20 protein-coding genes are annotated in these 19,411 nt (G+C 37.2%); 10 read left to right on the forward strand and 10 right to left on the reverse strand.

Annotated elements, in window-relative coordinates; translation table 11 throughout:
- Positions 1 to 42 precede the first annotated feature (42 nt).
- The 3 genes from H4J73_RS18240 to H4J73_RS18250 all read left to right on the forward strand — a co-directional run bounded on the left by H4J73_RS18240 (position 43) and on the right by H4J73_RS18250 (position 4,482).
- The gene (locus H4J73_RS18240; protein WP_259366511.1) at positions 43 to 1,047 is read left to right on the forward strand and encodes an FAD:protein FMN transferase; all 1,005 of its coding nucleotides are present in this window, start codon (positions 43 to 45) and stop codon (positions 1,045 to 1,047) included.
- Between the two features lie 62 nt (positions 1,048 to 1,109).
- Entirely contained in the window at positions 1,110 to 1,331 is a 222-nt protein-coding gene (gene nqrM, locus H4J73_RS18245; protein ID WP_182181902.1) for a (Na+)-NQR maturation NqrM, read from the forward strand.
- Positions 1,332 to 2,031: 700 nt separating this feature from the next.
- The gene (locus tag H4J73_RS18250; protein WP_182223340.1) at positions 2,032 to 4,482 is read left to right on the forward strand and encodes a PilZ domain-containing protein; all 2,451 of its coding nucleotides are present in this window, start codon (positions 2,032 to 2,034) and stop codon (positions 4,480 to 4,482) included.
- 14 nt (positions 4,483 to 4,496) lie between these two features.
- Here H4J73_RS18250 and serB read toward each other — a convergent pair whose 3' ends face one another.
- Positions 4,497 to 5,555, reverse strand: coding sequence for a phosphoserine phosphatase SerB (gene serB, locus H4J73_RS20850; RefSeq protein ID WP_310649679.1), 1,059 nt, complete (start codon positions 5,553 to 5,555; stop codon positions 4,497 to 4,499).
- Between the two features lie 106 nt (positions 5,556 to 5,661).
- Here serB and H4J73_RS18260 point away from each other — a divergent pair, with 106 nt between their 5' ends.
- Positions 5,662 to 6,294 (forward strand): AhpA/YtjB family protein, encoded by a 633-nt coding sequence (locus H4J73_RS18260; RefSeq protein ID WP_182181904.1) that lies wholly within the window; start codon positions 5,662 to 5,664, stop codon positions 6,292 to 6,294.
- On the opposite strand, the gene H4J73_RS18265 is transcribed toward H4J73_RS18260, so the two are convergent.
- From H4J73_RS18265 to prfC, 4 genes are all read right to left on the reverse strand, one after another.
- On the reverse strand, positions 6,287 to 7,117 hold the full coding sequence (locus tag H4J73_RS18265; RefSeq protein ID WP_182181905.1) for a TatD family hydrolase: 831 nt from the start codon (positions 7,115 to 7,117) through the stop codon (positions 6,287 to 6,289). The genes H4J73_RS18260 and H4J73_RS18265 overlap by 8 nt on opposite strands.
- A gap of 16 nt (positions 7,118 to 7,133) precedes the next feature.
- On the reverse strand, positions 7,134 to 8,270 hold the full coding sequence (locus H4J73_RS18270; protein WP_182181906.1) for an HDOD domain-containing protein: 1,137 nt from the start codon (positions 8,268 to 8,270) through the stop codon (positions 7,134 to 7,136).
- A gap of 109 nt (positions 8,271 to 8,379) precedes the next feature.
- The gene (gene argS, locus H4J73_RS18275) at positions 8,380 to 10,134 is read right to left on the reverse strand and encodes an arginine--tRNA ligase (RefSeq protein ID WP_182181907.1); all 1,755 of its coding nucleotides are present in this window, start codon (positions 10,132 to 10,134) and stop codon (positions 8,380 to 8,382) included.
- A 278-nt stretch (positions 10,135 to 10,412) separates the two neighbouring features.
- The gene (gene prfC / locus H4J73_RS18280; RefSeq protein ID WP_182181908.1) at positions 10,413 to 11,996 is read right to left on the reverse strand and encodes a peptide chain release factor 3; all 1,584 of its coding nucleotides are present in this window, start codon (positions 11,994 to 11,996) and stop codon (positions 10,413 to 10,415) included.
- A gap of 381 nt (positions 11,997 to 12,377) precedes the next feature.
- Here prfC and napF point away from each other — a divergent pair, with 381 nt between their 5' ends.
- The 6 genes from napF to H4J73_RS18310 are packed head-to-tail and all read left to right on the forward strand — an operon-like array spanning position 12,378 to position 16,972.
- Entirely contained in the window at positions 12,378 to 12,914 is a 537-nt protein-coding gene (gene napF / locus H4J73_RS18285) for a ferredoxin-type protein NapF (protein ID WP_182181909.1), read from the forward strand.
- The gene (locus H4J73_RS18290) at positions 12,911 to 13,054 is read left to right on the forward strand and encodes a TIGR02808 family protein (RefSeq protein WP_182181910.1); all 144 of its coding nucleotides are present in this window, start codon (positions 12,911 to 12,913) and stop codon (positions 13,052 to 13,054) included. Before napF ends, H4J73_RS18290 begins: the two co-directional genes overlap by 4 nt.
- Entirely contained in the window at positions 13,054 to 13,356 is a 303-nt protein-coding gene (locus tag H4J73_RS18295) for a chaperone NapD (RefSeq protein WP_182181911.1), read from the forward strand. Before H4J73_RS18290 ends, H4J73_RS18295 begins: the two co-directional genes overlap by 1 nt.
- A complete protein-coding gene (gene napA / locus H4J73_RS18300; protein WP_182181912.1) occupies positions 13,353 to 15,848 on the forward strand; it encodes a nitrate reductase catalytic subunit NapA in 2,496 nt (831 codons plus the stop codon). The genes H4J73_RS18295 and napA overlap by 4 nt, the downstream gene beginning before the upstream one ends.
- Before the next feature lie 41 nt (positions 15,849 to 15,889).
- A complete protein-coding gene (locus H4J73_RS18305; protein ID WP_182181913.1) occupies positions 15,890 to 16,348 on the forward strand; it encodes a nitrate reductase cytochrome c-type subunit in 459 nt (152 codons plus the stop codon).
- 33 nt (positions 16,349 to 16,381) lie between these two features.
- On the forward strand, positions 16,382 to 16,972 hold the full coding sequence (locus tag H4J73_RS18310) for a NapC/NirT family cytochrome c (protein ID WP_182181914.1): 591 nt from the start codon (positions 16,382 to 16,384) through the stop codon (positions 16,970 to 16,972).
- Positions 16,973 to 17,140: 168 nt separating this feature from the next.
- Here H4J73_RS18310 and rimI read toward each other — a convergent pair whose 3' ends face one another.
- The 5 genes from rimI to H4J73_RS18335 all read right to left on the reverse strand — a co-directional run bounded on the left by rimI (position 17,141) and on the right by H4J73_RS18335 (position 19,368).
- Positions 17,141 to 17,590 (reverse strand): ribosomal protein S18-alanine N-acetyltransferase, encoded by a 450-nt coding sequence (gene rimI, locus H4J73_RS18315; RefSeq protein ID WP_182181915.1) that lies wholly within the window; start codon positions 17,588 to 17,590, stop codon positions 17,141 to 17,143.
- Positions 17,587 to 17,949 carry a DNA polymerase III subunit psi gene (locus tag H4J73_RS18320; RefSeq protein WP_182181916.1) on the reverse strand — a complete coding sequence of 121 codons (363 nt, stop codon included), beginning with the start codon at positions 17,947 to 17,949 and terminating at the stop codon, positions 17,587 to 17,589. Before H4J73_RS18320 ends, rimI begins: the two co-directional genes overlap by 4 nt.
- Positions 17,950 to 18,148: 199 nt before the next feature.
- On the reverse strand, positions 18,149 to 18,385 hold the full coding sequence (locus H4J73_RS18325; protein ID WP_182181917.1) for an EAL domain-containing protein: 237 nt from the start codon (positions 18,383 to 18,385) through the stop codon (positions 18,149 to 18,151).
- 239 nt (positions 18,386 to 18,624) lie between these two features.
- Positions 18,625 to 18,768 carry an EAL domain-containing protein gene (locus H4J73_RS21095; protein ID WP_182181918.1) on the reverse strand — a complete coding sequence of 48 codons (144 nt, stop codon included), beginning with the start codon at positions 18,766 to 18,768 and terminating at the stop codon, positions 18,625 to 18,627.
- Between the two features lie 60 nt (positions 18,769 to 18,828).
- Positions 18,829 to 19,368: a GGDEF domain-containing protein gene (locus tag H4J73_RS18335; RefSeq protein ID WP_182182122.1), complete on the reverse strand. Its 540-nt coding sequence runs from the start codon at positions 19,366 to 19,368 to the stop codon at positions 18,829 to 18,831.
- Positions 19,369 to 19,411: the final 43 nt, after the last annotated feature.

The following is a 19,411-nucleotide window of genomic DNA, read 5'->3' on the forward strand; positions in this document are numbered from 1 at the left end:
TTTATGGGTATTGAAATGATTAAATCGAAAGTAGTAATTCTGATGTTTACGCTGATTTTTTTAGCCGGATGTTTTCCAAGCAGTGACTTGAGTAAGCAAGAAGTACTGCTGCAAGGTCGTACAATGGGCACCACTTATAATATTAAAATCGTGATTAAAAACAACGCGGTTGATACTCAACAATTACATACTGGCATTGATGCCTTATTGGTGCAATTAAACCAAGAAATGTCTACTTATATTGATGACTCTGAATTATCACTATTTAATAAATCGACATCACTGGCGCCGATTGAAATATCAATAGGTTTAACACGAGTTATCAAAGAAGCAATTCGTTTAGGGCAATTAAGTGAAGGCAAGTTAGATGTTACGGTAGGCCCATTAGTCAATTTGTGGGGGTTTGGTCCAGAGTATCGTCCCGATATCATTCCAAGTGATGAAGCTTTGCTTGCAGCACGTCAGAGAATAGGACTTGCAGAGTTGACGTTAATAGGTAATAAACTAGCTAAAAAAGTACCAAATTTATATGTTGATCTATCAACTATAGCTAAAGGTTATGGTGTTGATTTAGTCGCTGAATATTTAGAAGAAGAGGGTGTACATAACTATCTTATTGAAATTGGTGGCGAAATGCGAATTAAAGGCTTTAAGCATACCGGCGAGCTTTGGCATATTGCTATTGAAAAACCTATACAAGACCCGACAGGAGAACACCGATCTGTTCATCAAGTCATCATACCCAAAAATAATGCTGTAGCTACCTCAGGTGATTACCGTAATTATTATGAAGCCAGTGGACAGCGTTTTTCACATATTATTGACCCCAGCACAGGTAAACCTATCAATCATAAGTTAGTTTCAGTAACGGTTATTCATCCGTCTTCGATGACGGCTGACGGCTTGTCAACAGCCATGATGGTTATGGGTGAGGCAAAGGCGATAGCTTTTGCTGAGGAAAATGATATTGCCGCTTATTTTATTGCCAAAACCGATCATGGCTTTGTTGAGCAAAGCACGGTAAAATTCATGCAATATTTGAAGTAATGAGTAATCACGAATTACTGTTTATATATTTTATATTTTCAAGAAAATAGTAGGTTAATTTTATGATGATTTTTATGATCACTTTAGGTTTTTTTCTTGTCATTGTTATTGCAATGTCAGTGGGCTATATCTTTCAGCAGAAGTCTTTAGCAGGCAGTTGTGGAGGTTTAGCGTCGGTGGGAATTGATAAATCGTGTAATTGTGACAACCCTTGTGATAAACGTAAAGAAAGAGAACGTGTTGCTGCAGCGAAAGAGAATATGATTGATATAAAAAATATATAACGGATCAATATCTTAATTTCAGTTTCAGTAAAGAAATAAGTATTTGCCTCCATGCAGATACTTTCTACAATACCTTAAATACTTCTAAGCGTTTATCGTTTATATAACGTCCTTGTCCACTGCGTATTAGTCGACTGAACCTAATATGCTAACGACACTTAATATTATGTCCGCACCCGTCTTTAAAATTTGAGACAAGTGCAAAACGGCTTTATTACCATATAAGATTCTAAAGCGACAGCCAGCAATACCTTGTACCTTATCCAAGTAAGCCATAACAATAGTGTCAATAGTTTGAACTTTCAGTTTATTAATGTCTAATGCACATGTGAGTCACGAAAAACTAATTTTTGTGGTACTTAGACTTTAAAGCTAAAAATAGTATTGTATGCCTTATAGTGAGTACAGTTTTACTAACTAAGCCAAATACTCAGTTTGATCGTAATGCGAAACATTGTATGATTTTTTTGCCATTATCTTGATTACTGTGCATAATTATTGCATTAATTATTATTAGTATATGTTGTTAAGATGGCGAGTAACCAAATAACATATTATTTTCAATGATATTTATGATTGTCATTGTTGATGTATTCTATCGTGAATTAATTTATAGTAAATTCATTCTACGAAAATGAAAGTTTATTGCTTCCATTTTACTGCTTATAATAAGTGCTATAACAAAGAACTCAAAGTGTAAATGACTACAGATTTTTCGAAGTATCAAAAAATAGTTGAACAGTTTCGCGGTAATGTGTTGATAAATGATTTTGAAAAAAATTTTTCCGCGATGACTCAGCATATCCCTAAAACAGAGCGATTTTTGTTAAAAATGGAGCTTAAGCGTTTAGCTGTGCCATGTACGCGGCTAATTGACTTACGTGGGCATGTTGATGGCGAGTGTCGTTCATTTGAACATGAGGACAGGCTCCACTTCCTTGATGATATTGCAATTAAAGTTTATCAAGAAAATATCACTTTTTATAAAGGGTATACTTTTGGTGTTTATGAAGCGGTGATGAATACCGAAAATAACTTTCGTGTTATCTATCAAAAAGAAAAAAGTAACACTAGTAAACCTTTAAAAACTGAAGCAGCGAAGGTATTCGATAAAGCTCAGTACCCTGCGAATTTGTTTACTTTTGGCCCTTATTATAATCGCAGTGACGAGCGGATGAACTTCGCTATTACCTTAGATATAGTGCTAGAAAATGATAAAAAAGAATATGAATGTACAAGTTCAGATATTAGTGTAGAAGGGATTAAATTTCGCTTTAACTTTCCAAATAATATCACGGTGGGTCAGCCTATAAAAATTCGCTTTAGAGGTTTGGAAGATGAGTTTCAATTTGGTCACGAAAATAATTTTCACTTTGAAGTAAAGAACATTCAACAACTTGATAAAATGCAATTGATAGGTTGTAGAAGAGTTTCTTTAAAAGAGAAAGCACTGGATGGTTTTCAACATTTTTTACAGGGGTTTATTCAGGGGAATAAACGCCGTTATAAAATTAATTTAGATAACACGATAAATGCGATCCAATCGCGTAGCTTTGAGCAGTTTTCTTTACCTAAATTGAATGAATTACCTATATTTATAGAAGATAAAGACGGCAATTTTTTACCGCGCTATGCACTCACTTGTCATAATAATCAATCAACTTTCCAATATTGGCAAGACGAGAACCGCCACTCTACATTGTACTGCTTAATTAGCCCAGAACGTATATTACGGATGAAGAATTCGCATGCACTAGGTAAATCGTTATTGGTCTATAGCTTTATTCATAAAAGCCAGGGAAAGTTTTTCTTTTATACTGCTGACGAACAACAATTAAATGATGATAGAGACTTCAAAAAACAGTTTTTAGGTTTTGCTGCGTCAAAAGCAAGCTTTGCAATTACACAGTTAACGATTATAGATGTTGATATAGATAAAGCGCATTCACCCCTAACGTTATCAAATACATTATCTAAAAATAACGAATACCTAAACTTACCTATGCCAAACGATGCATTAGAAACGCTTAATAAGCTACCAAACATCGTTGTAGCTGTTGATGTGACCAATAAGGTTGCCATAGAGCAGTATCAGCAACTTTCATTTGAAAAAATTGATACAATTCGTTTAAAGAACTTTGGTCATAAACGCCTAATATTACCGTTGTTGATGGACGAAGTTGGCATTAACTATAAAAATCAGCGACAAGAACCAAGGTTTAAATATTCGACACCGGTTGAACTTGATATTGAAGGCGTTCGCTGTGACGGTAAATCCCATGATTTCTCTATTTTAGGTCTGAAACTAGAGCTTGATAAACCTTCGTTGTTAAATAAAGGAGATGTGGTTTACTTAACCTTCCCTGGGCTACAAAAAATCACCTCGGCTTTTGATTTAAAAGTGCTTCCTTATGAAGTTATGCGTATTAATAAAAAGAAAAACATTCTTAATCTACGTGTTTATGTTCAAAAGCATCAACATATGGGTAGAGCGTTTTTTAAAGCATTAATCTCCAAAAATCGTGATAAATTAACCCCTGATGAATATGCATTGATGATACCGGGTCTTGCTAAAGCATTACGAAACATCTATAGCCGGAGTTTAACTATTCCCTCATTAATGGTGCAAACCAGTGGGAGTCGATATAAATTAGAAGCTATTGTTTGTGGCACGATAAAAGATAAATTACTCCCTGTGATGCAGCAGCTAAGCGATAGAAGGTCAATCTACAATCTATACCCAATATTAAACAATTTAAAAGCTACCACGGCTATGACGTCATCGTTGAAAAGAATGCAATCTGATGATCAACCTGTATCTGAGATTTTATATATTGCGATTAATCTTGATAATAAAATCATTGATCAAGCAGTAACCACTAAAACATCCATCGAGTTAGAATCGCCGATGTTGCAGCGGATGTTTATTTCTAGAGCGCTTAATCGTGGTTTGTTCTTTTGTGTTCAGATTAAGCTATCAAGAACTGATGAACCTGATATGGATCATTTAAACCCCGAATTAAGCTATATCAGTTCTTATGCTATTCACCGTGGCAAACAGATAGAGCAAGATATTTGGAGTGTAGCAGGCATCATCCAATTACATGATATCACCCAAGAAACTTTAGTGAGACATGAGCTGTTATCTTAAATGTTAAAATCGCTTTACGCTAACCAATGCAAAAGGCAGTCAAGACCATCAGTATTAATGGCACTGTCTGCTTTTGCTAATACCAGCGGTTTAGCATGAAATGCAACACCCAAATGTGCCGCAGCCATCATTACTAAATCGTTTGCTCCATCACCCATGGCGACAGTTTGCTCTTTGGGTAAGTGGTATTGCTTTTGCAAAGCCAATAGGCAGTCAGCCTTGGCTTGTGCATCAACAACATCACCTAAAACTTTACCGGTCAACTTACCATCAATGATTTCTAAGGTATTCGCGTGGGCAGCATCAAGCGCTAGCAAGTCTTTTATATGGTTCGAAAAATAAGTAAAACCTCCTGAGGCAATGGCAATTTTCCAACCATGACTTTTTAATACCGTTACAAGCGTTTCTAATCCATTCATCAGCGGGATGTGCTTTGCTACCTCAGCTAAAATACTTTCTGGGGAATCTTTTAATGTTGCTACTCGTTGATGCAAACTTTGCGCAAAATCAAGCTCGCCTAACATGGCAAGTTCAGTGACTGCTGCTACTTGTTCGCCTACGCCAGCGAGAATTGCGATTTCATCAATACATTCAATTTCTATGGTGGTGGAGTCCATATCCATAACTAAAATACCTGGCTCTGATAATTTTGGCGCGTTTTCAATAAGTGCCGCTTCTATTTTATGTTCTAGTATAAAGTTGACTAAGTTTTCCCGCGCAGTTGTTAAGTGTTGGCACGTGACTATAAAGCGATAACTCGTCAGATTATTTCGTGTATTAATCGCATTTAGCGCACAAACGGATAGCTGGCATTGCATGAGTAATTGGCTAAGCACACCAAGATTAATATCACTAAAAATGATCAGTTCAAGTTTTTGTAGCGTTTGGTTACTTCTCTCACAGATCTCTTTACTGCCTGCTATTGCGGTATAACGTTCGTCAATTTGCCAACAATTATCTTCAAAAGCGGCAAAGCAAGGTAAGTACTTATCTTGTTTACCAAAAGAAATGAACTCAGCTAAGCTAAGTCGTTGAATATGCTCAAGAGGAAAATGTTGGATAGCAATTGACACAGTATAGCCTTTTTAGGTAAATTATTGTTTTAGCGATTATTTTCATTGAATAATGCTATAGTATAAAAATGAACGTAAAGATAAAATTAATACATTTGCAGTGCTTATGACACATACAGAACAGCCTTTATACCCTAAATTATCATCTATTTATAATAAAATAATGCAATTAGCTATAGCGATTGTGTTTATTGTTGTGCTGATGAATTTATGGATATATAGCCAAGCCAAAAATAAGCAAAGTATTGATCAACATTTTTATGATGTAGGTCAGCAGTATTTACAACAAGCTTCAGCGGGCTTATCAGTATTAACTTCAGAAGTTAAAACAAAGGAAAGTCGGCAATTATTACAAAATTATGTAGATGAACTTCAAAAATCTGAGGCTGTAAACGAAATTCACCTTTATGACTTATCGGGACAATTAATTATTAGTAGCCAAAATGCTAAAAGTATCAAAGCACTTTTTGGCTTATCTGAAAACAAACTAAATAAGAGTAAAATTTCAGTGCCTTTTGTGAGTGAAATTCGTAAAGATACATTAGTTGGTTATGTACGCGTAACTTTAGACAAAACCTATTTAACGACTAAATTATTAAAAAATAATGATCAACAGTTTACTTTATTACGGTTAATGATGATTATTGCTGGCGTGGTCGGTTTTTTACTTACTCGTGGGCTCAACCGCTTTAGTCGCCAAGGTTTTAGGTTAGATGATGCCGACAAAAGACTTAATTAATACGGTTTTTATCGTTAAGCTGAAACAGTGATGAAATATTATTCTCAATTTCATCGGCTATTTCCTCTGAGCTTTCTTGTCGTAGTTCGACCAATTTATTGAAAACGTTAACGATACGCAATGGCGAATTATTTTCCCCTTGAAAACCATTGAGTGGCATTGAGGGCGCATCGGTTTCTAGTACTAAACTACTCAAGGGTAAGCGCTTAATAGCCGCAATCGTCTTCTCTGCTCTGGGGTAGGTGATTGTGCCACCGATACCTAATTTAAATCCTAAATCTATATATTGGCAAGCTTGCTGGTAACTCCCCGAAAACGCATGAATAATACCGCCATGTGCAATTTTTACCTGCTTTAACAGCGTTATTATTTCGTTATGTGTTCTGCGGTGGTGAACAATAATTGGCAGTTGATGCCGTTGTGCAAGATAAAGCTGAAATTCAAAAAATAGATTTTGCTGATTAAAGTTATCTTGTTGTTTTGCTATTACACCATCAAGGCCAGCCTCGCCAATTGCAATAATACGTGTTTTATTTTCTAAAACTTTTTGCGCTAATTTATCAAGATGCTGTTGTTGTAAGCCACCTAAAAACCAGGGGTGAATACCTAAACAAGAAAAAACTTTGCAGCTATTAAGTCGTTGTTCTTGAATATTATTGGTTAAAGCTAAAACACTTTCCCAGTTGTCTGGTGCTACGCTAGGAACGATAATTTGATGGATGTTTTTTTTAGCACATAGCGCCAGTAATGAAACCGTTGAGGAAGCCCCCTTTGCGGTAAAGGCTTTAAAATCTAAGTGGCAGTGGCTATCTGTAAATCTCATAAGATAAACCGACCTATTATCTTAGCTTTGCAGCTCTTTTTTCTAATGCTTCAAGTACGTTTTCTAATTTGAAGTGCTCAATAAATTTTGGCTCTGGTTGCTGCTCTCTTAGTAAAATATCAGCTAAATAAACAGCTTGTGCGATACCAAATGATTTCTTTAATAACTTTTCTGGGCAGTGATGCATAACCACAGCCTCAATTAAATGATAAGAAAAGCTCCACATATGCAGCAGGTATCCGCCAACATGATTATGATCAGTACCAAATACTTTTTGTTCTAAGGTATTGTTATTTGCATTTTTAACACGGTATTGAAAATATGTTTTTGTTAACTTTGGATCCATTTCAAATAATACAATTTTACCAATGTCATGTAATAACCCAGCAAGTAAAGCGTCTCGTTTAAGTTCAACTTTTACCATCGAAGCGGCTAAACGTGCAGTCGATAAGCAGTGTAATTGTTCTTTAATTAATGAAAATTCAGGAATGTCAGGTTCATACGAAAAAAGCTCTGCGGTCATAACAATACAACACAGTGTTTCAAGTCCCATACGGGTTATGGCTTCAGTGATATCGTTAATTGGTTTACCTTGGTTCATAAATGAACTGTTGGAAAACTGTAACACTTTAGCGGATAATGCTGGGTCTTGAGAAATTATCTCAGATACTTTTTCAGAGTCGGTATTCTTCTCTTCTAAAATGGCATTGAGCTGTAGATATACTTTCGGTGGACTTGGTAATGTTTTAACTCTGGCAACAGCTTTAATAATGTGATCTTTAGTGATCGCTTTATTTTTGTCGCCAACTGCCGTAATCGTCTGATGAATATCCACGATATTAAGTGGCAGAGCAAAAGTGTAATGGCAATAATTTCCCGCTTGAGCGCTAAGATGAGCCTCTGCTTCTTTGTCATTAGTAATCGCTACTCGGATCATCGTCGGGTATTTTAGAGATATTGCTTTAAGTAGTTCTAAGCCACTTATTTTTCCTAGATTTAAGACACTGATAATAGCGTCAAATTTATGCTGTTTTAATGCTTTTAAGGCATGTTTAGCATTATCTACATAAGCTGTTTGGCAAGGGCCGTCATAAAATGCTTGTTTTAGTGCCAAGAGTGTTTGGTCTGTATTATCAACGATCAGCACTTTCATTTATTCATACTTCCTATTCTAATATTTACTCTGTACTCAACGTATTACTGCTATTTTGCAGAACCCCTGAATATTCAAGGGGAACTGTCTTCTTCAGTTTTAGCGAAAGTTACATGCGTTCCATGACTTCAATGCCAAGAATATCTAAACCTTGTTTTAACGTTTTCGAAATATTTAAACAAAGAGCTAATCGAGATTTTTTCACTGCTTCGTCAATACCTTCTTTAAGAATAGGGCATGCTTCGTAAAAGCTCATGTATAAACTCGCTAACTCATATAAATAATTACACAATAAGTTAGGGGTAGATTCGCTGATAACCGAGTCTATTACTTCTTCGAGTTGGAGTAATTTTAAAGCTAACGCTTTTTCTTGTGGTTCGATAATGGAGATATCAGCGTTAAAGTTTGTTTGTTCAATTTGTGCTTTATTAAAGATGCTTTGAATACGCGAGTAAGCATATTGTAAATAAGGTGCGGTAGCGCCTTCAAAACTTAGCATCGTTTTCCAGTTAAAAATATAGTCACTGGTTCTATTTTTAGATAAATCAGCAAACTTGACTGCTCCAATACCTACTTTTGTTGCAATTTCATTGAGTTGTTGATCAGAGTAATCAGGATTTTTTTCTTTGATGACTTCTTTTGCCCGAATAACGGCTTCGTCAAGTAATTCTGCTAATTTGATTGTACCACCGGTACGGGTTTTAAATGGCTTACCATCGTCACCCATCATCATGCCAAATGGGCAATGATCATAGCCGACATGTGCCGGTAATAGTCCTGATTTTCGCGCAACAATTTCAACTTGTTTAAAGTGTAAACTTTGACGAGCATCAGTAAAAATAATAATACGGTCAGCTTTTAGTTCCTTGGTACGGTAGCGACAAGCAGATAAATCGGTTGTCGCATATAAATAACCACCACCCGTTTTTTGAATAATAAATACCGGTGCATCACCGTCTTTATTTGCCATTTCATTAATGAAAACAACTTTGGCACCTTCACTAACTTCAGCAATACCTTTGGTCATTAACTCTTCAACAACCGTGGGTAAATCATTGTTATAAGCACTTTCACCCATGATATCGTCACGGGTTAATGTTACGTTAAGTTTCTGATAAATATCTTCACTGTGGACAATAGAAATATCAATGAATAACTTCCACAATACTAAACAATCTTTGTCGCCGCCTTGAAGCTTTACAACATAGTCACGCGCACGGTCAGCAAAGCCTTCTTCGTTATCAAAACGAATTTTTGCTTCACGGTAAAAGTTTTCTAAATCAGAAAGGGCAGTTTCAGCAACTTCGTTGGCATTAAGTTTGTCGCTTAAATGTGCTAATAACATACCAAACTGTGTGCCCCAGTCGCCCATGTGGTTTTGACGAATGACTTTGTCACCACGAAACTCTAAAGCACGCACAACTGCATCACCAATAATGGTTGAGCGTAAGTGACCGACATGCATTTCTTTGGCGAGGTTTGGGGCCGAATAGTCAACAACAACAGTTTTTGCTTGATCTTCTGGGCTTGTACCTCGTTGGGTTACGCCCAATTTTTCATCATTTACCATTTTGGCAAGTTGAGCGGCTAGCCAATGTTTGTCTAAATGAATATTAATAAAACCAGGACCTGCTAATTCAATATTGTCAGCAATACCTTCAAGATCTAAGTGTTCAACAACTTTAGTTGCTAACTCACGAGGGTTTGTTTTTAGCTTCTTCGCTGCACCCATAACACCATTGGCTTGATAGTCACCAAAGTTAGGGCGACTTGAGAGGCTAACCGCTGGGTTAGTGCCTTCAGGCAAACCCGCAAGCACCATAGCTGCAGATACTTTTTCACTTAATAGTTGTTTAATATTCATAAAATAAACTCTTTCTCATGGTTATTTGACTCAATATTGGCATCAATGATACTCACATGCGGTGCATGTTCCGTGTCATTTCTTTAATCTTGAGCCAACTAACTGCGAGAAAGGCGTTATTTCGCAGTTAGTCATATTATTTATAATTAATCTCATTTGATTAAGTAGAATGCTTTTTAACAAGGCGTTTATTCTTTTTTAATTGGGAGTTTAGTTTACTAAATGACCAAAAAAAAAGAATAAATAACGTAGTTAAAATGCTATATACGACATCAAATTTAGTGTTCTCGGGTTTGGTGGAACTGGATGTCTGGATGACGCTCTTGCGCCAAATTCAAATTCACCATAGTAGGGGCAATATACGTTAAGTTGTTACCACCATCTAGCGCTAAATTGTCATAGGCTTTTTTACTGAATTGCTCTAAGGTTCGTTCATTATCACACGTACACCAACGGGCTGTTGCCACACTTATAGGTTCGTAGATAGCGTCAACTTTATATTCAGTTTTTAAACGCTGTACCACCACTTCAAATTGCAATACACCTACCGCACCAACAATCATCTCGTTTGAGTTAAATGGTCTAAAGACTTGCACTGCACCTTCTTCTGAAAGTTGGATCAAGCCCTTTTGTAATTGCTTGGCTTTTAACGGATCGCGTAAACGAATACGGCGGAACATTTCAGGGGCAAAATTTGGAATACCACTAAACTTCATCATCTCACCTGACGTAAACGTATCGCCAATTTGAATACTGCCGTGATTATGTAAACCAATAATATCACCGGCGTAGGCTTCTTCTACATGTGCACGGTCACCCGCCATAAAGGTTACAGCATCAGCAATTTTTACATCTTTGTTAATGCGTACTTGGCGCATTCTCATGCCTTTTTCATATTTACCTGAGCAAATACGCATAAAGGCAATACGGTCACGATGTTTTGGATCCATATTCGCTTGAATTTTAAAAACAAAGCCGGTGAACTTTTCTTCTTGAGCGGTAACTTCTCTAACGTCTGTTAAACGCGGTAAAGGTTTTGGTGCCCACTTAGTTAAACCGTTTAGCATATGGTCAACACCAAAGTTACCCAAGGCAGTTCCAAAAAATACTGGTGTGAGTTCACCCTTTAAAAATTCTTCTAAGTTAAACTCATGTGAGGCACCAGAAACGAGCTCTAACTCTTCACGTAAATCGTCAGCATAGGTACCAATGACTTTGTCTAATTCTGGGTTGTCAAGCCCTTTAATAATTCTCTCTTCTTGGATCATATGACCAAGGCCCGACTGATATAAAAATATCTCGTCAGTTAAAATATTATAAACACCTTTAAATTCTTTACCCATACCAATGGGCCAAGTAATAGGCGCACATTTTATTTTAAGAACCTCTTCTACTTCATCCATCACTTCCATTGGATCTCGTACATCGCGATCCATTTTATTCATAAAAGTAATAATAGGTGTATCACGTAAGCGCGTAACTTCCATTAATTTAACCGTACGTGCTTCAACACCTTTAGCAACATCGATAACCATTAAACACGAATCGACCGCGGTGAGTGTTCGGTAGGTATCTTCGGAAAAGTCTTCATGACCCGGCGTGTCGAGTAAATTGACCAAGCAACCGTTATAAGGAAATTGCATGACAGAGGTTGTAATAGATATACCACGCTCTTTCTCCATTTCCATCCAATCAGATTTTGCATGCTGACCTGATTTCTTACCTTTAACAGTCCCGGCTCTTTGCAAAGCTTGACCAAAAAGTAATACTTTTTCAGTGATGGTGGTTTTACCCGCATCAGGATGGGAGATGATTGCGAAAGTACGTCTTAGATTAACTTCATTAGCCTGTAGCGTTGTCATGTTTTAAAAGTTCTCTTTGGTGTACATGCTAATGCACATAAACAATTTTCTTAAAGTCCTTGGGATCTTCTAATAATCCCATAATTGGCGCGCATTGTACCATAAATATGAAAAGCCGCATCAGGGGACTGTCTTTAAATAATGATTTTTATTAATAATATTTATAGTCATTTTAACTTTGAAATTTTTTTATCAGCCATAAACCATTTTTTCGTAAATAAAGGAGATTTGCGTATGCAGAAGGATAAATGAGTAGGTAAATAGACGTGTTATTTAAATACTTGATCAAAATCAAAATCAATATCCAATATGGGTAATGTTGTAAATTGAGTGTGTTCGCTGCATTAACAAAGCGACTATATAAAATTTCAAGGTGATAGTGTGGACTTAGCAAGAAGAAATTTTTTTAAAGCAAAAAAACTAACCACAACACCAGCAGTTCGGCTGCCATGGGTGATTAACGAAGTCACTTTTATTGATGGTTGCACACAATGCGGTGACTGCATAACATCTTGTCCTGAAAACATTATTAAAAAAGGTGATGGCGGTTTCCCTGAAGTTAATTTTCTATTGGGTGAATGTACCTTTTGTCAGCAGTGTGTCGAGAGTTGTCAGCAAAATATTTTTATTGAATCTGGCCTTATTGCTTCAAGTACTGCTTGGGATTTAGATATATCAATTAAGAGCGATTGTTTGGCCGCTAATGGAGTCTTTTGTCAAAGTTGCCAAGATAGCTGCGAAACTGAAGCTATCTCTTTTAAGTATATCAATTCATCTGTACCACAACCCCATATTACGCTAAACGACTGCACAAGTTGTGGCGCCTGTGTGGCTATTTGCCCGCAATCATCCATTCAATTAAAACCCAAAAATTCAGCAGAAGAACAATCTGCAAATACCAATAGGAGAGTTATATGAGTGCTCTTGAACAAATGATTTGGAATATTTTAGGTTATTCATCGATGCCCGTTATTTTTTTAGCCGGTTTTGCCGGTACCGCACTAGTGGCTGTCGCACTTTTAAAAATGTTAGGTGTTAAATCTGTAGGGGAAAAGTAGTGATAAATCTATTAGAAGAACCCATCAATATTGCAGGTGTGCTTTTTGTTGCTCAGCTAAGTAACACTGAAAAAGTGGCTAAAGAATTAGGAAAGTTCCCTGGGGCTGAAGTGCATGAAATTGCCGATAATGGCTCTATGGTAGTAACCATAGAAGAGAACGATTTAAACAGAGATGAAAAAGGCAAAGGCCTTATTAACACCATAACAGATATGAGTAATTTACCGGGCGTGGTCTCATCATCATTGATTTTTCATCATAATGATTATGGATTACCACAACATCAGGGGATAAAGGTATGACATTAACAAGACGCGATTTTATAAAAGCAAATGCAATTGCAGCAACCGCTGTAGCGGCTGGAATTGCTGTACCTACTTCAGCTTCAAACCTGATCACTAAATTGTCAGATACAACCATAAAATGGGATAAAGCCCCTTGTCGTTTTTGTGGCACAGGTTGTAGTGTGCTTGTCGGTACACAAGAAGGAAAAGTTGTTGCTACTCAAGGCGACCCTCAGGCACAAGTGAACAAAGGCTTGAATTGTATCAAAGGCTACTTTTTATCTAAAATCATGTACGGTAAAGACAGATTAACTCAGCCTTTACTGCGGATGGAAGACGGTGTTTATGCTAAAGACGGTGAGTTCACGCCGGTAAGTTGGGATACTGCCTTTGATGTCATGGCTGAAAAGTTTAAAGCGGCTTTAAAGAAAAAAGGACCAACTTCTGTCGGTATGTTTGGCTCGGGTCAATGGACCGTTTGGGAAGGTTATGCCGCTTCAAAATTAATGAAAGCAGGCTTTCTAACTAACAATCTTGATCCTAATGCGCGTCATTGTATGGCATCTGCTGTTGGTGGTTTTATGCGTACCTTTGGTATCGACGAACCTATGGGCTGTTACGATGATTTAGAAGCTGCGGATGCGTTTGTACTTTGGGGCTCTAACATGGCAGAAATGCACCCTATTCTATGGTCGCGTTTAGCTGACCGCCGTTTAAGTCACCCTCATGTAAAAGTTAACGTATTATCAACCTATAAGCATCGTAGTTTTGAACTTGCTGATAACGGTATGATTTTCACACCGCAAACAGATTTAGCGATATTAAATTTTATTGCAAATTACATTATTCAAAATAATGGCGTAAATGAAGACTTCATGAAGAAGCATGTGAATATTCGTGAAGGCGTTACGGATATTGGTTATGGTTTACGTCCTTCTCATCCATTACAAAAAGCGGCTAAAAATCCTGATAGTGGTGCTTCAACACCGATGAGTTTTGACGACTTTGCTAAGTTTGTAAGCACTTATACGATTGAGTACACCTCTAAGCTTTCAGGCGTATCAGAAGCTAAGTTATTAACGCTAGCCAAGCTTTATGCTGATCCTAAAGTGAAAGTGACTTCATTCTGGACCATGGGCTTTAACCAACATACGCGTGGTGTTTGGGCAAATAATTTAATGTACAACGTACATTTGTTAACTGGCAAGATATCAGAGCCGGGTAATAGCCCGTTTTCATTAACGGGTCAACCGTCAGCGTGTGGTACAGCACGCGAAGTAGGTACTTTTTCACATAGATTACCCGCTGATTTAGTGGTGAAAAATCCTAAACATAGAGCAATAGCTGAAAAAATTTGGAAATTACCCGAAGGTACCATTCCACCTAAACCAGGCTTTCATGCGGTTTTGCAAAATCGTAAGCTTAAAGACGGCGAATTAAATGCTTATTGGGTGATGTGTAATAACAATATGCAAGCAGGGCCCAACATTAATGAAGAAGGGATCCCAGGTTACCGTAACCCTGAAAACTTCATCGTTGTTTCAGACCCATATCCAACGGTAACAGCCCAAGCCGCTGATTTAATTTTACCTACGGCTATGTGGGTAGAAAAAGAAGGCGCTTATGGTAATGCAGAGCGTCGTACGCAATTTTGGCATCAACAGGTGAATGCACCAGGTGAAGCACGCTCAGATTTATGGCAAATCGTTGAATTTTCTAAACGCTTTAACATTGAAGAAGTATGGCCTGAAGAACTACTTGCTAAGAACCCAGAATACCGTGGTAAAACAATGTACGACGTGCTTTACGCTAACGGTAACGTAGACAAGTTCCCGATGAGTGAATCTAAAGGGGATACTAACTTTGAAGGGGATTACTTTGGTTTTTATATTCAAAAAGGTTTGTTTGAAGAATATGCGACCTTTGGCCGAGGACATGGTCATGATTTAGCCCCCTTTGATCGTTATCACGAAGAGCGTGGTCTTCGCTGGCCAGTCGTTGATGGTAAAGAAACCAAGTGGCGCTTTCGTGAAGGGCATGACCCTTATGTTGAAAAAGGCAGTGGAGTTCAGTTTTATGGTCACAAAGACAAAAAAGCGATTATCTTTGCTTTACCCTATGAATCCGCTGCAGAATCACCCGATGAAGATTACGACTTATGGCTAAGTACCGGTCGTGTACTTGAGCATTGGCATTCTGGCTCTATGACCGCGCGAGTTCCTGAACTTCATAAGGCCTTCCCTGATGCGGTGTTATTTATTCATCCAGATGATGCTAAATCACGAGGCTTACGCCGTGGTGATGAAGTGCTCATTGAATCTCGCCGTGGTGAAGTAAAATCAAGGGTTGAAACCAGAGGGCGTAATAGACCACCCAAAGGTTTGGTGTTTATGCCTTGGTTTGATGCAAAACAATTGGTTAATAAGTTAACCCTAGATGCTACCGATCCTTTGTCTAAACAAACTGACTTCAAAAAATGTGCGGTAAAAGTGAAAAAAGTCACTGTTTAGAACGGATTAAATTTATGTAACCTATTGGGTCGAGGTAAAAAATGAAAATATTACCATTAATAATGATAACTGCTAGTTTAGCTATGTCGATGAATGTACAAGCTTATCAAGAAGTAACATCGGGTGGCTTAGAAACTATCCGCGGTATGGCTAAAGTGAATGAAACAAAAAGTGCTGAAGCGCTTAAGCGGGTAATTAAAGATAAAAATCCGATTAAGCGTAACTATGTCCACCAACCACCTGTTGTACCACATCAAATTCGAGGGTATCAGGTTAATAAAGACAGCAATAAATGTTTAACTTGTCATAGCTGGAAATATGCCAGAGAAACAGGGGCAACCAAAATTAGCTTAACGCATTATGAAGCCCGTGACGGTAAAACATTGTCAGATGTTTCACCGCGCCGCTATTTTTGTTCTCAATGTCATGTCACTCAGGCTGATGCACCTGAGTTGATTGACAATACGTTTAAACCCGTTGAATTGTTAGGTAGTAACTAATGACTTTTCTTTGGGTAGCTAAAGGGGATTAAGATGACAAAAGAATCAAAAATTAAAAGCTTACTCAGGTATTTAAAATCACCCAGTAGTGCAGCTCTGTGGTTTATTTTAGCGATTGGTTTTGCGGGGGGAGTTATTTTCTGGGGGGGCTTTAACACCGCCCTAGAGGTTACCAACACGGAGGCGTTTTGTATTAGCTGTCATGAAATGGAAGATAATGTCTATGAAGAGTACAAAGAAACCATTCATTATGCTAATCGTTCCGGCGTTCGAGCCACCTGTCCTGATTGTCATGTGCCAAAAAAATGGACACATAAGATCGTTCGAAAAATAGCGGCAAGTAAAGAAGTTTGGGGCATGCTGACCGGTTTAATTGATACCAGAGAGAAGTTTCAGGATCACCGCCGTGAATTGGCTGAACGTGAATGGAAACGTATGAAAGAGAATGATTCACTGGAATGTCGTAACTGCCACAACTTTGAGTACATGGATTTTTCAGAGCAAGGCAATCGCAGTGTTAAAATGCATTCAAGTGCCTTAGCCTCAGGTGAAAAAACCTGTATAGACTGTCATAAGGGCATTGCCCATGAATTACCAGACATGAAAGGTGTAGCTAACTGGTAATTAAATATCAGCAGGTATTTGTAAAGCTTAATATTGCTATAGAAAAACTAAAGCCTCTTTAATTTTATGATTAAAGAGGCTTTATCTTGTTGATGCTATTATTATTATTTTGGATTACACATGATGCTTGATGCGAAATTACTATATTCATGTGTAACTTAAGCAAGGTTAGAAAACTTTTTTCATTACAATGGCATCTTCATAGCCAAAGCCTGATGCACTTGGGTAATACCCTGTTCTTCGACCTGTTTCGGTAAAACCACTATTGATATACATCATTTGTGCGCTGATATTTTTTGCACGAACTTCTAACCAAATAAGCGTGTTGTTGAGTCGTTTTGACTGGTCAAAGAAGTGTTCAAGTAATACTTTGCCATAACCCTTGCCTTGCAGTGTTGGTGATACACATATATCCATTAAGGTAGCTTCACCCGCAACATGTTCACCAATGTAAAACCCCACTAACTCATTATTTACCTTTAAATAATAACCAAAATAACGTGCGCCAATACAGCTGTTAAAAGTTTTTTCACTCCATGGGTGAGAATGACACGCGTTTTCTATCGGCATTAATGAATCTACATCGTTGGGAGAAATTTTATGGTAGCTAAAAGTCATATTATTGAGTTTTCTTGTAGTTTTTGCCAAAGTGCTTTTTTTAATAGCGGAGAATTTTTTAAAATGTTAATAGAGGGGGTGACCAAGTGATACTTTGTAAGCGAAATATTAGTTTGCTCGCTGAATTGCCACGTTAATAAACCCATCGATAAGGTCTTGTTATCGCAGCTTACTTCGCCCAAAGACAAGCCTAAACAGTTTAGAATATCAGTAAACATTGTAGTCTCAACCAATGCAGAAAGTTCGATGCTTATATAGTCAAGGGTATCAGTACTGTTCTTTTTTTCACTGTTTTTTAACTGCCAAAGTTCGATGCCCATAGCTTGTAAATGCGAAAACTGTCTTTTAGTCATGGTCATAAATAGGGCGATAAAACCTAGTGTAAGTCAGGTCGACATAATGACAGAATTTTTAGTTAATACCAAATAAATAGCAATAGATTATGCTTCTAGTTACCTTATTTTTGCGCCATGACCAGCTGTTCTATTTCGATTAAAGAGATGGCTTTACTGAAATAGTGGCCTTAATATTCCTGGCAATTTAATTGTTGAAGAAACTCTAAATGTTTGATAACTCTTCGCCTTTAGCGACAACACTTAACTTTAGATTATTAGCTACGTTGATAATAGAGCGAACAATACTTTGATCGACAGTAGATTCATGCATCCCCATGATAAATGATCTATCTATTTTCAGAATATCGATAGGAAATTGTTTTAAATAATTTAAAGAGGAGAAACCTGTACCAAAATCATCTAAAGAAAGCTTGAAGCCAAGTATTTTAAGCTGTTTCATTGTGGAAATGGCTCAGTCTATTCTTTCAAGCAACATGCCTTCAGTGCTTTTAATTTTTATTCGCGACGGTATTACATTCTATTGCTTTAACTTACCGGTTAACAAGGAAATAAAACGCTGTGGATCAGAAACATTTTGGCAGAAACATTGATTGAAATAGGTCCAGAATTTATTGCTTTTTTTGCCATAAGGCACTTGCATGAAACCTTTATCAATCGCAATTTTATCTATTTGGTCTATCAAACCCAGCTTTTAAAAAATGGAATGAAGCTGTCGGGGTAAATAATATTCCCATCGGGTTTAACCCATTTTATCAAGGCTTCGGTACCTGAAATTATGCCCGTCTTAGTATCGAAAAAAGGTTGATAATAAAACTCAAACACCTTTTTTTATAGTGGTTATCAGCCTTTGTTCTTGGGCTAACTGCTCGGCGACTTCACTATTCATACGTTGTTCGAAAAACTGATACTCATTCTTTTTTTGTGCTTTAATATCAAAAATTGCTGGCGCGGCTTTTCGTAATAGCTCTTGAGGGGCATCTGCACCTTCAGGGTATCGTGTTTACCAATACTTGCCGTAACCATTAGTTGTTGTTTATCAGGGGTATATGCAGCTTCAAAACAAGAGAGTATTTTACGTGCTACTGCTATTGCTCCATATTTAGGATCTGAAAGCTCTACTAAAATACAAAATTCAGCACCATTGATGCGCGCTATCACATCTTTTGGATATAATGTCTTGCTTAAACGTTTAGCTATTTCACAAATCACTTCATCTTCGGCATTACGACCATAAGTGTCGTTAATTCTTTTAAAGCTATTTACATCAAGTAGTAAGATGGTTGGCGATCTTTGAGAACGTTGGGAGTTCAATGATGACTGGATAATTAATTCATGTAGTAAGGTTCTGTTTGGTAGTTTGGTTAGATCATCGTGTGTAGCAAGTTTACTTAATTGTTGTTGTATTTTTACTTTTTCAGTAATGTCTCTAAAACGCCTAGGTAATGAATAATTTCATTATTATCAT

Origin of the sequence: Colwellia sp. MB3u-41 (assembly GCF_014076845.1) — a bacterium.
Lineage (GTDB): Bacteria > Pseudomonadota > Gammaproteobacteria > Enterobacterales > Alteromonadaceae > Colwellia_A.

What these genes read in the sequence shown, in the direction of transcription:
- H4J73_RS18325 (WP_182181917.1), bottom strand. Translation starts at nt 18,385, where the DNA reads ATGAAACAGCTTAAAATACTTGGCTTCAAGCTTTCTTTAGATGATTTT.
- prfC (WP_182181908.1), bottom strand. Translation starts at nt 11,996, where the DNA reads ATGACAACGCTACAGGCTAATGAAGTTAATCTAAGACGTACTTTCGCA.
- rimI (WP_182181915.1), bottom strand. Translation starts at nt 17,590, where the DNA reads ATGACTTTTAGCTACCATAAAATTTCTCCCAACGATGTAGATTCATTA.
- H4J73_RS18265 (WP_182181905.1), bottom strand. Translation starts at nt 7,117, where the DNA reads ATGAGATTTACAGATAGCCACTGCCACTTAGATTTTAAAGCCTTTACC.
- napA (WP_182181912.1), top strand. Translation starts at nt 13,353, where the DNA reads ATGACATTAACAAGACGCGATTTTATAAAAGCAAATGCAATTGCAGCA.
- H4J73_RS18250 (WP_182223340.1), top strand. Translation starts at nt 2,032, where the DNA reads ATGACTACAGATTTTTCGAAGTATCAAAAAATAGTTGAACAGTTTCGC.
- H4J73_RS18240 (WP_259366511.1), top strand. Translation starts at nt 43, where the DNA reads ATGTTTACGCTGATTTTTTTAGCCGGATGTTTTCCAAGCAGTGACTTG.
- H4J73_RS18310 (WP_182181914.1), top strand. Translation starts at nt 16,382, where the DNA reads ATGACAAAAGAATCAAAAATTAAAAGCTTACTCAGGTATTTAAAATCA.
- H4J73_RS18290 (WP_182181910.1), top strand. Translation starts at nt 12,911, where the DNA reads ATGAGTGCTCTTGAACAAATGATTTGGAATATTTTAGGTTATTCATCG.
- H4J73_RS18270 (WP_182181906.1), bottom strand. Translation starts at nt 8,270, where the DNA reads ATGAAAGTGCTGATCGTTGATAATACAGACCAAACACTCTTGGCACTA.
- argS (WP_182181907.1), bottom strand. Translation starts at nt 10,134, where the DNA reads ATGAATATTAAACAACTATTAAGTGAAAAAGTATCTGCAGCTATGGTG.
- nqrM (WP_182181902.1), top strand. Translation starts at nt 1,110, where the DNA reads ATGATGATTTTTATGATCACTTTAGGTTTTTTTCTTGTCATTGTTATT.
- H4J73_RS18260 (WP_182181904.1), top strand. Translation starts at nt 5,662, where the DNA reads ATGACACATACAGAACAGCCTTTATACCCTAAATTATCATCTATTTAT.
- H4J73_RS18320 (WP_182181916.1), bottom strand. Translation starts at nt 17,949, where the DNA reads ATGACCATGACTAAAAGACAGTTTTCGCATTTACAAGCTATGGGCATC.
- H4J73_RS18305 (WP_182181913.1), top strand. Translation starts at nt 15,890, where the DNA reads ATGAAAATATTACCATTAATAATGATAACTGCTAGTTTAGCTATGTCG.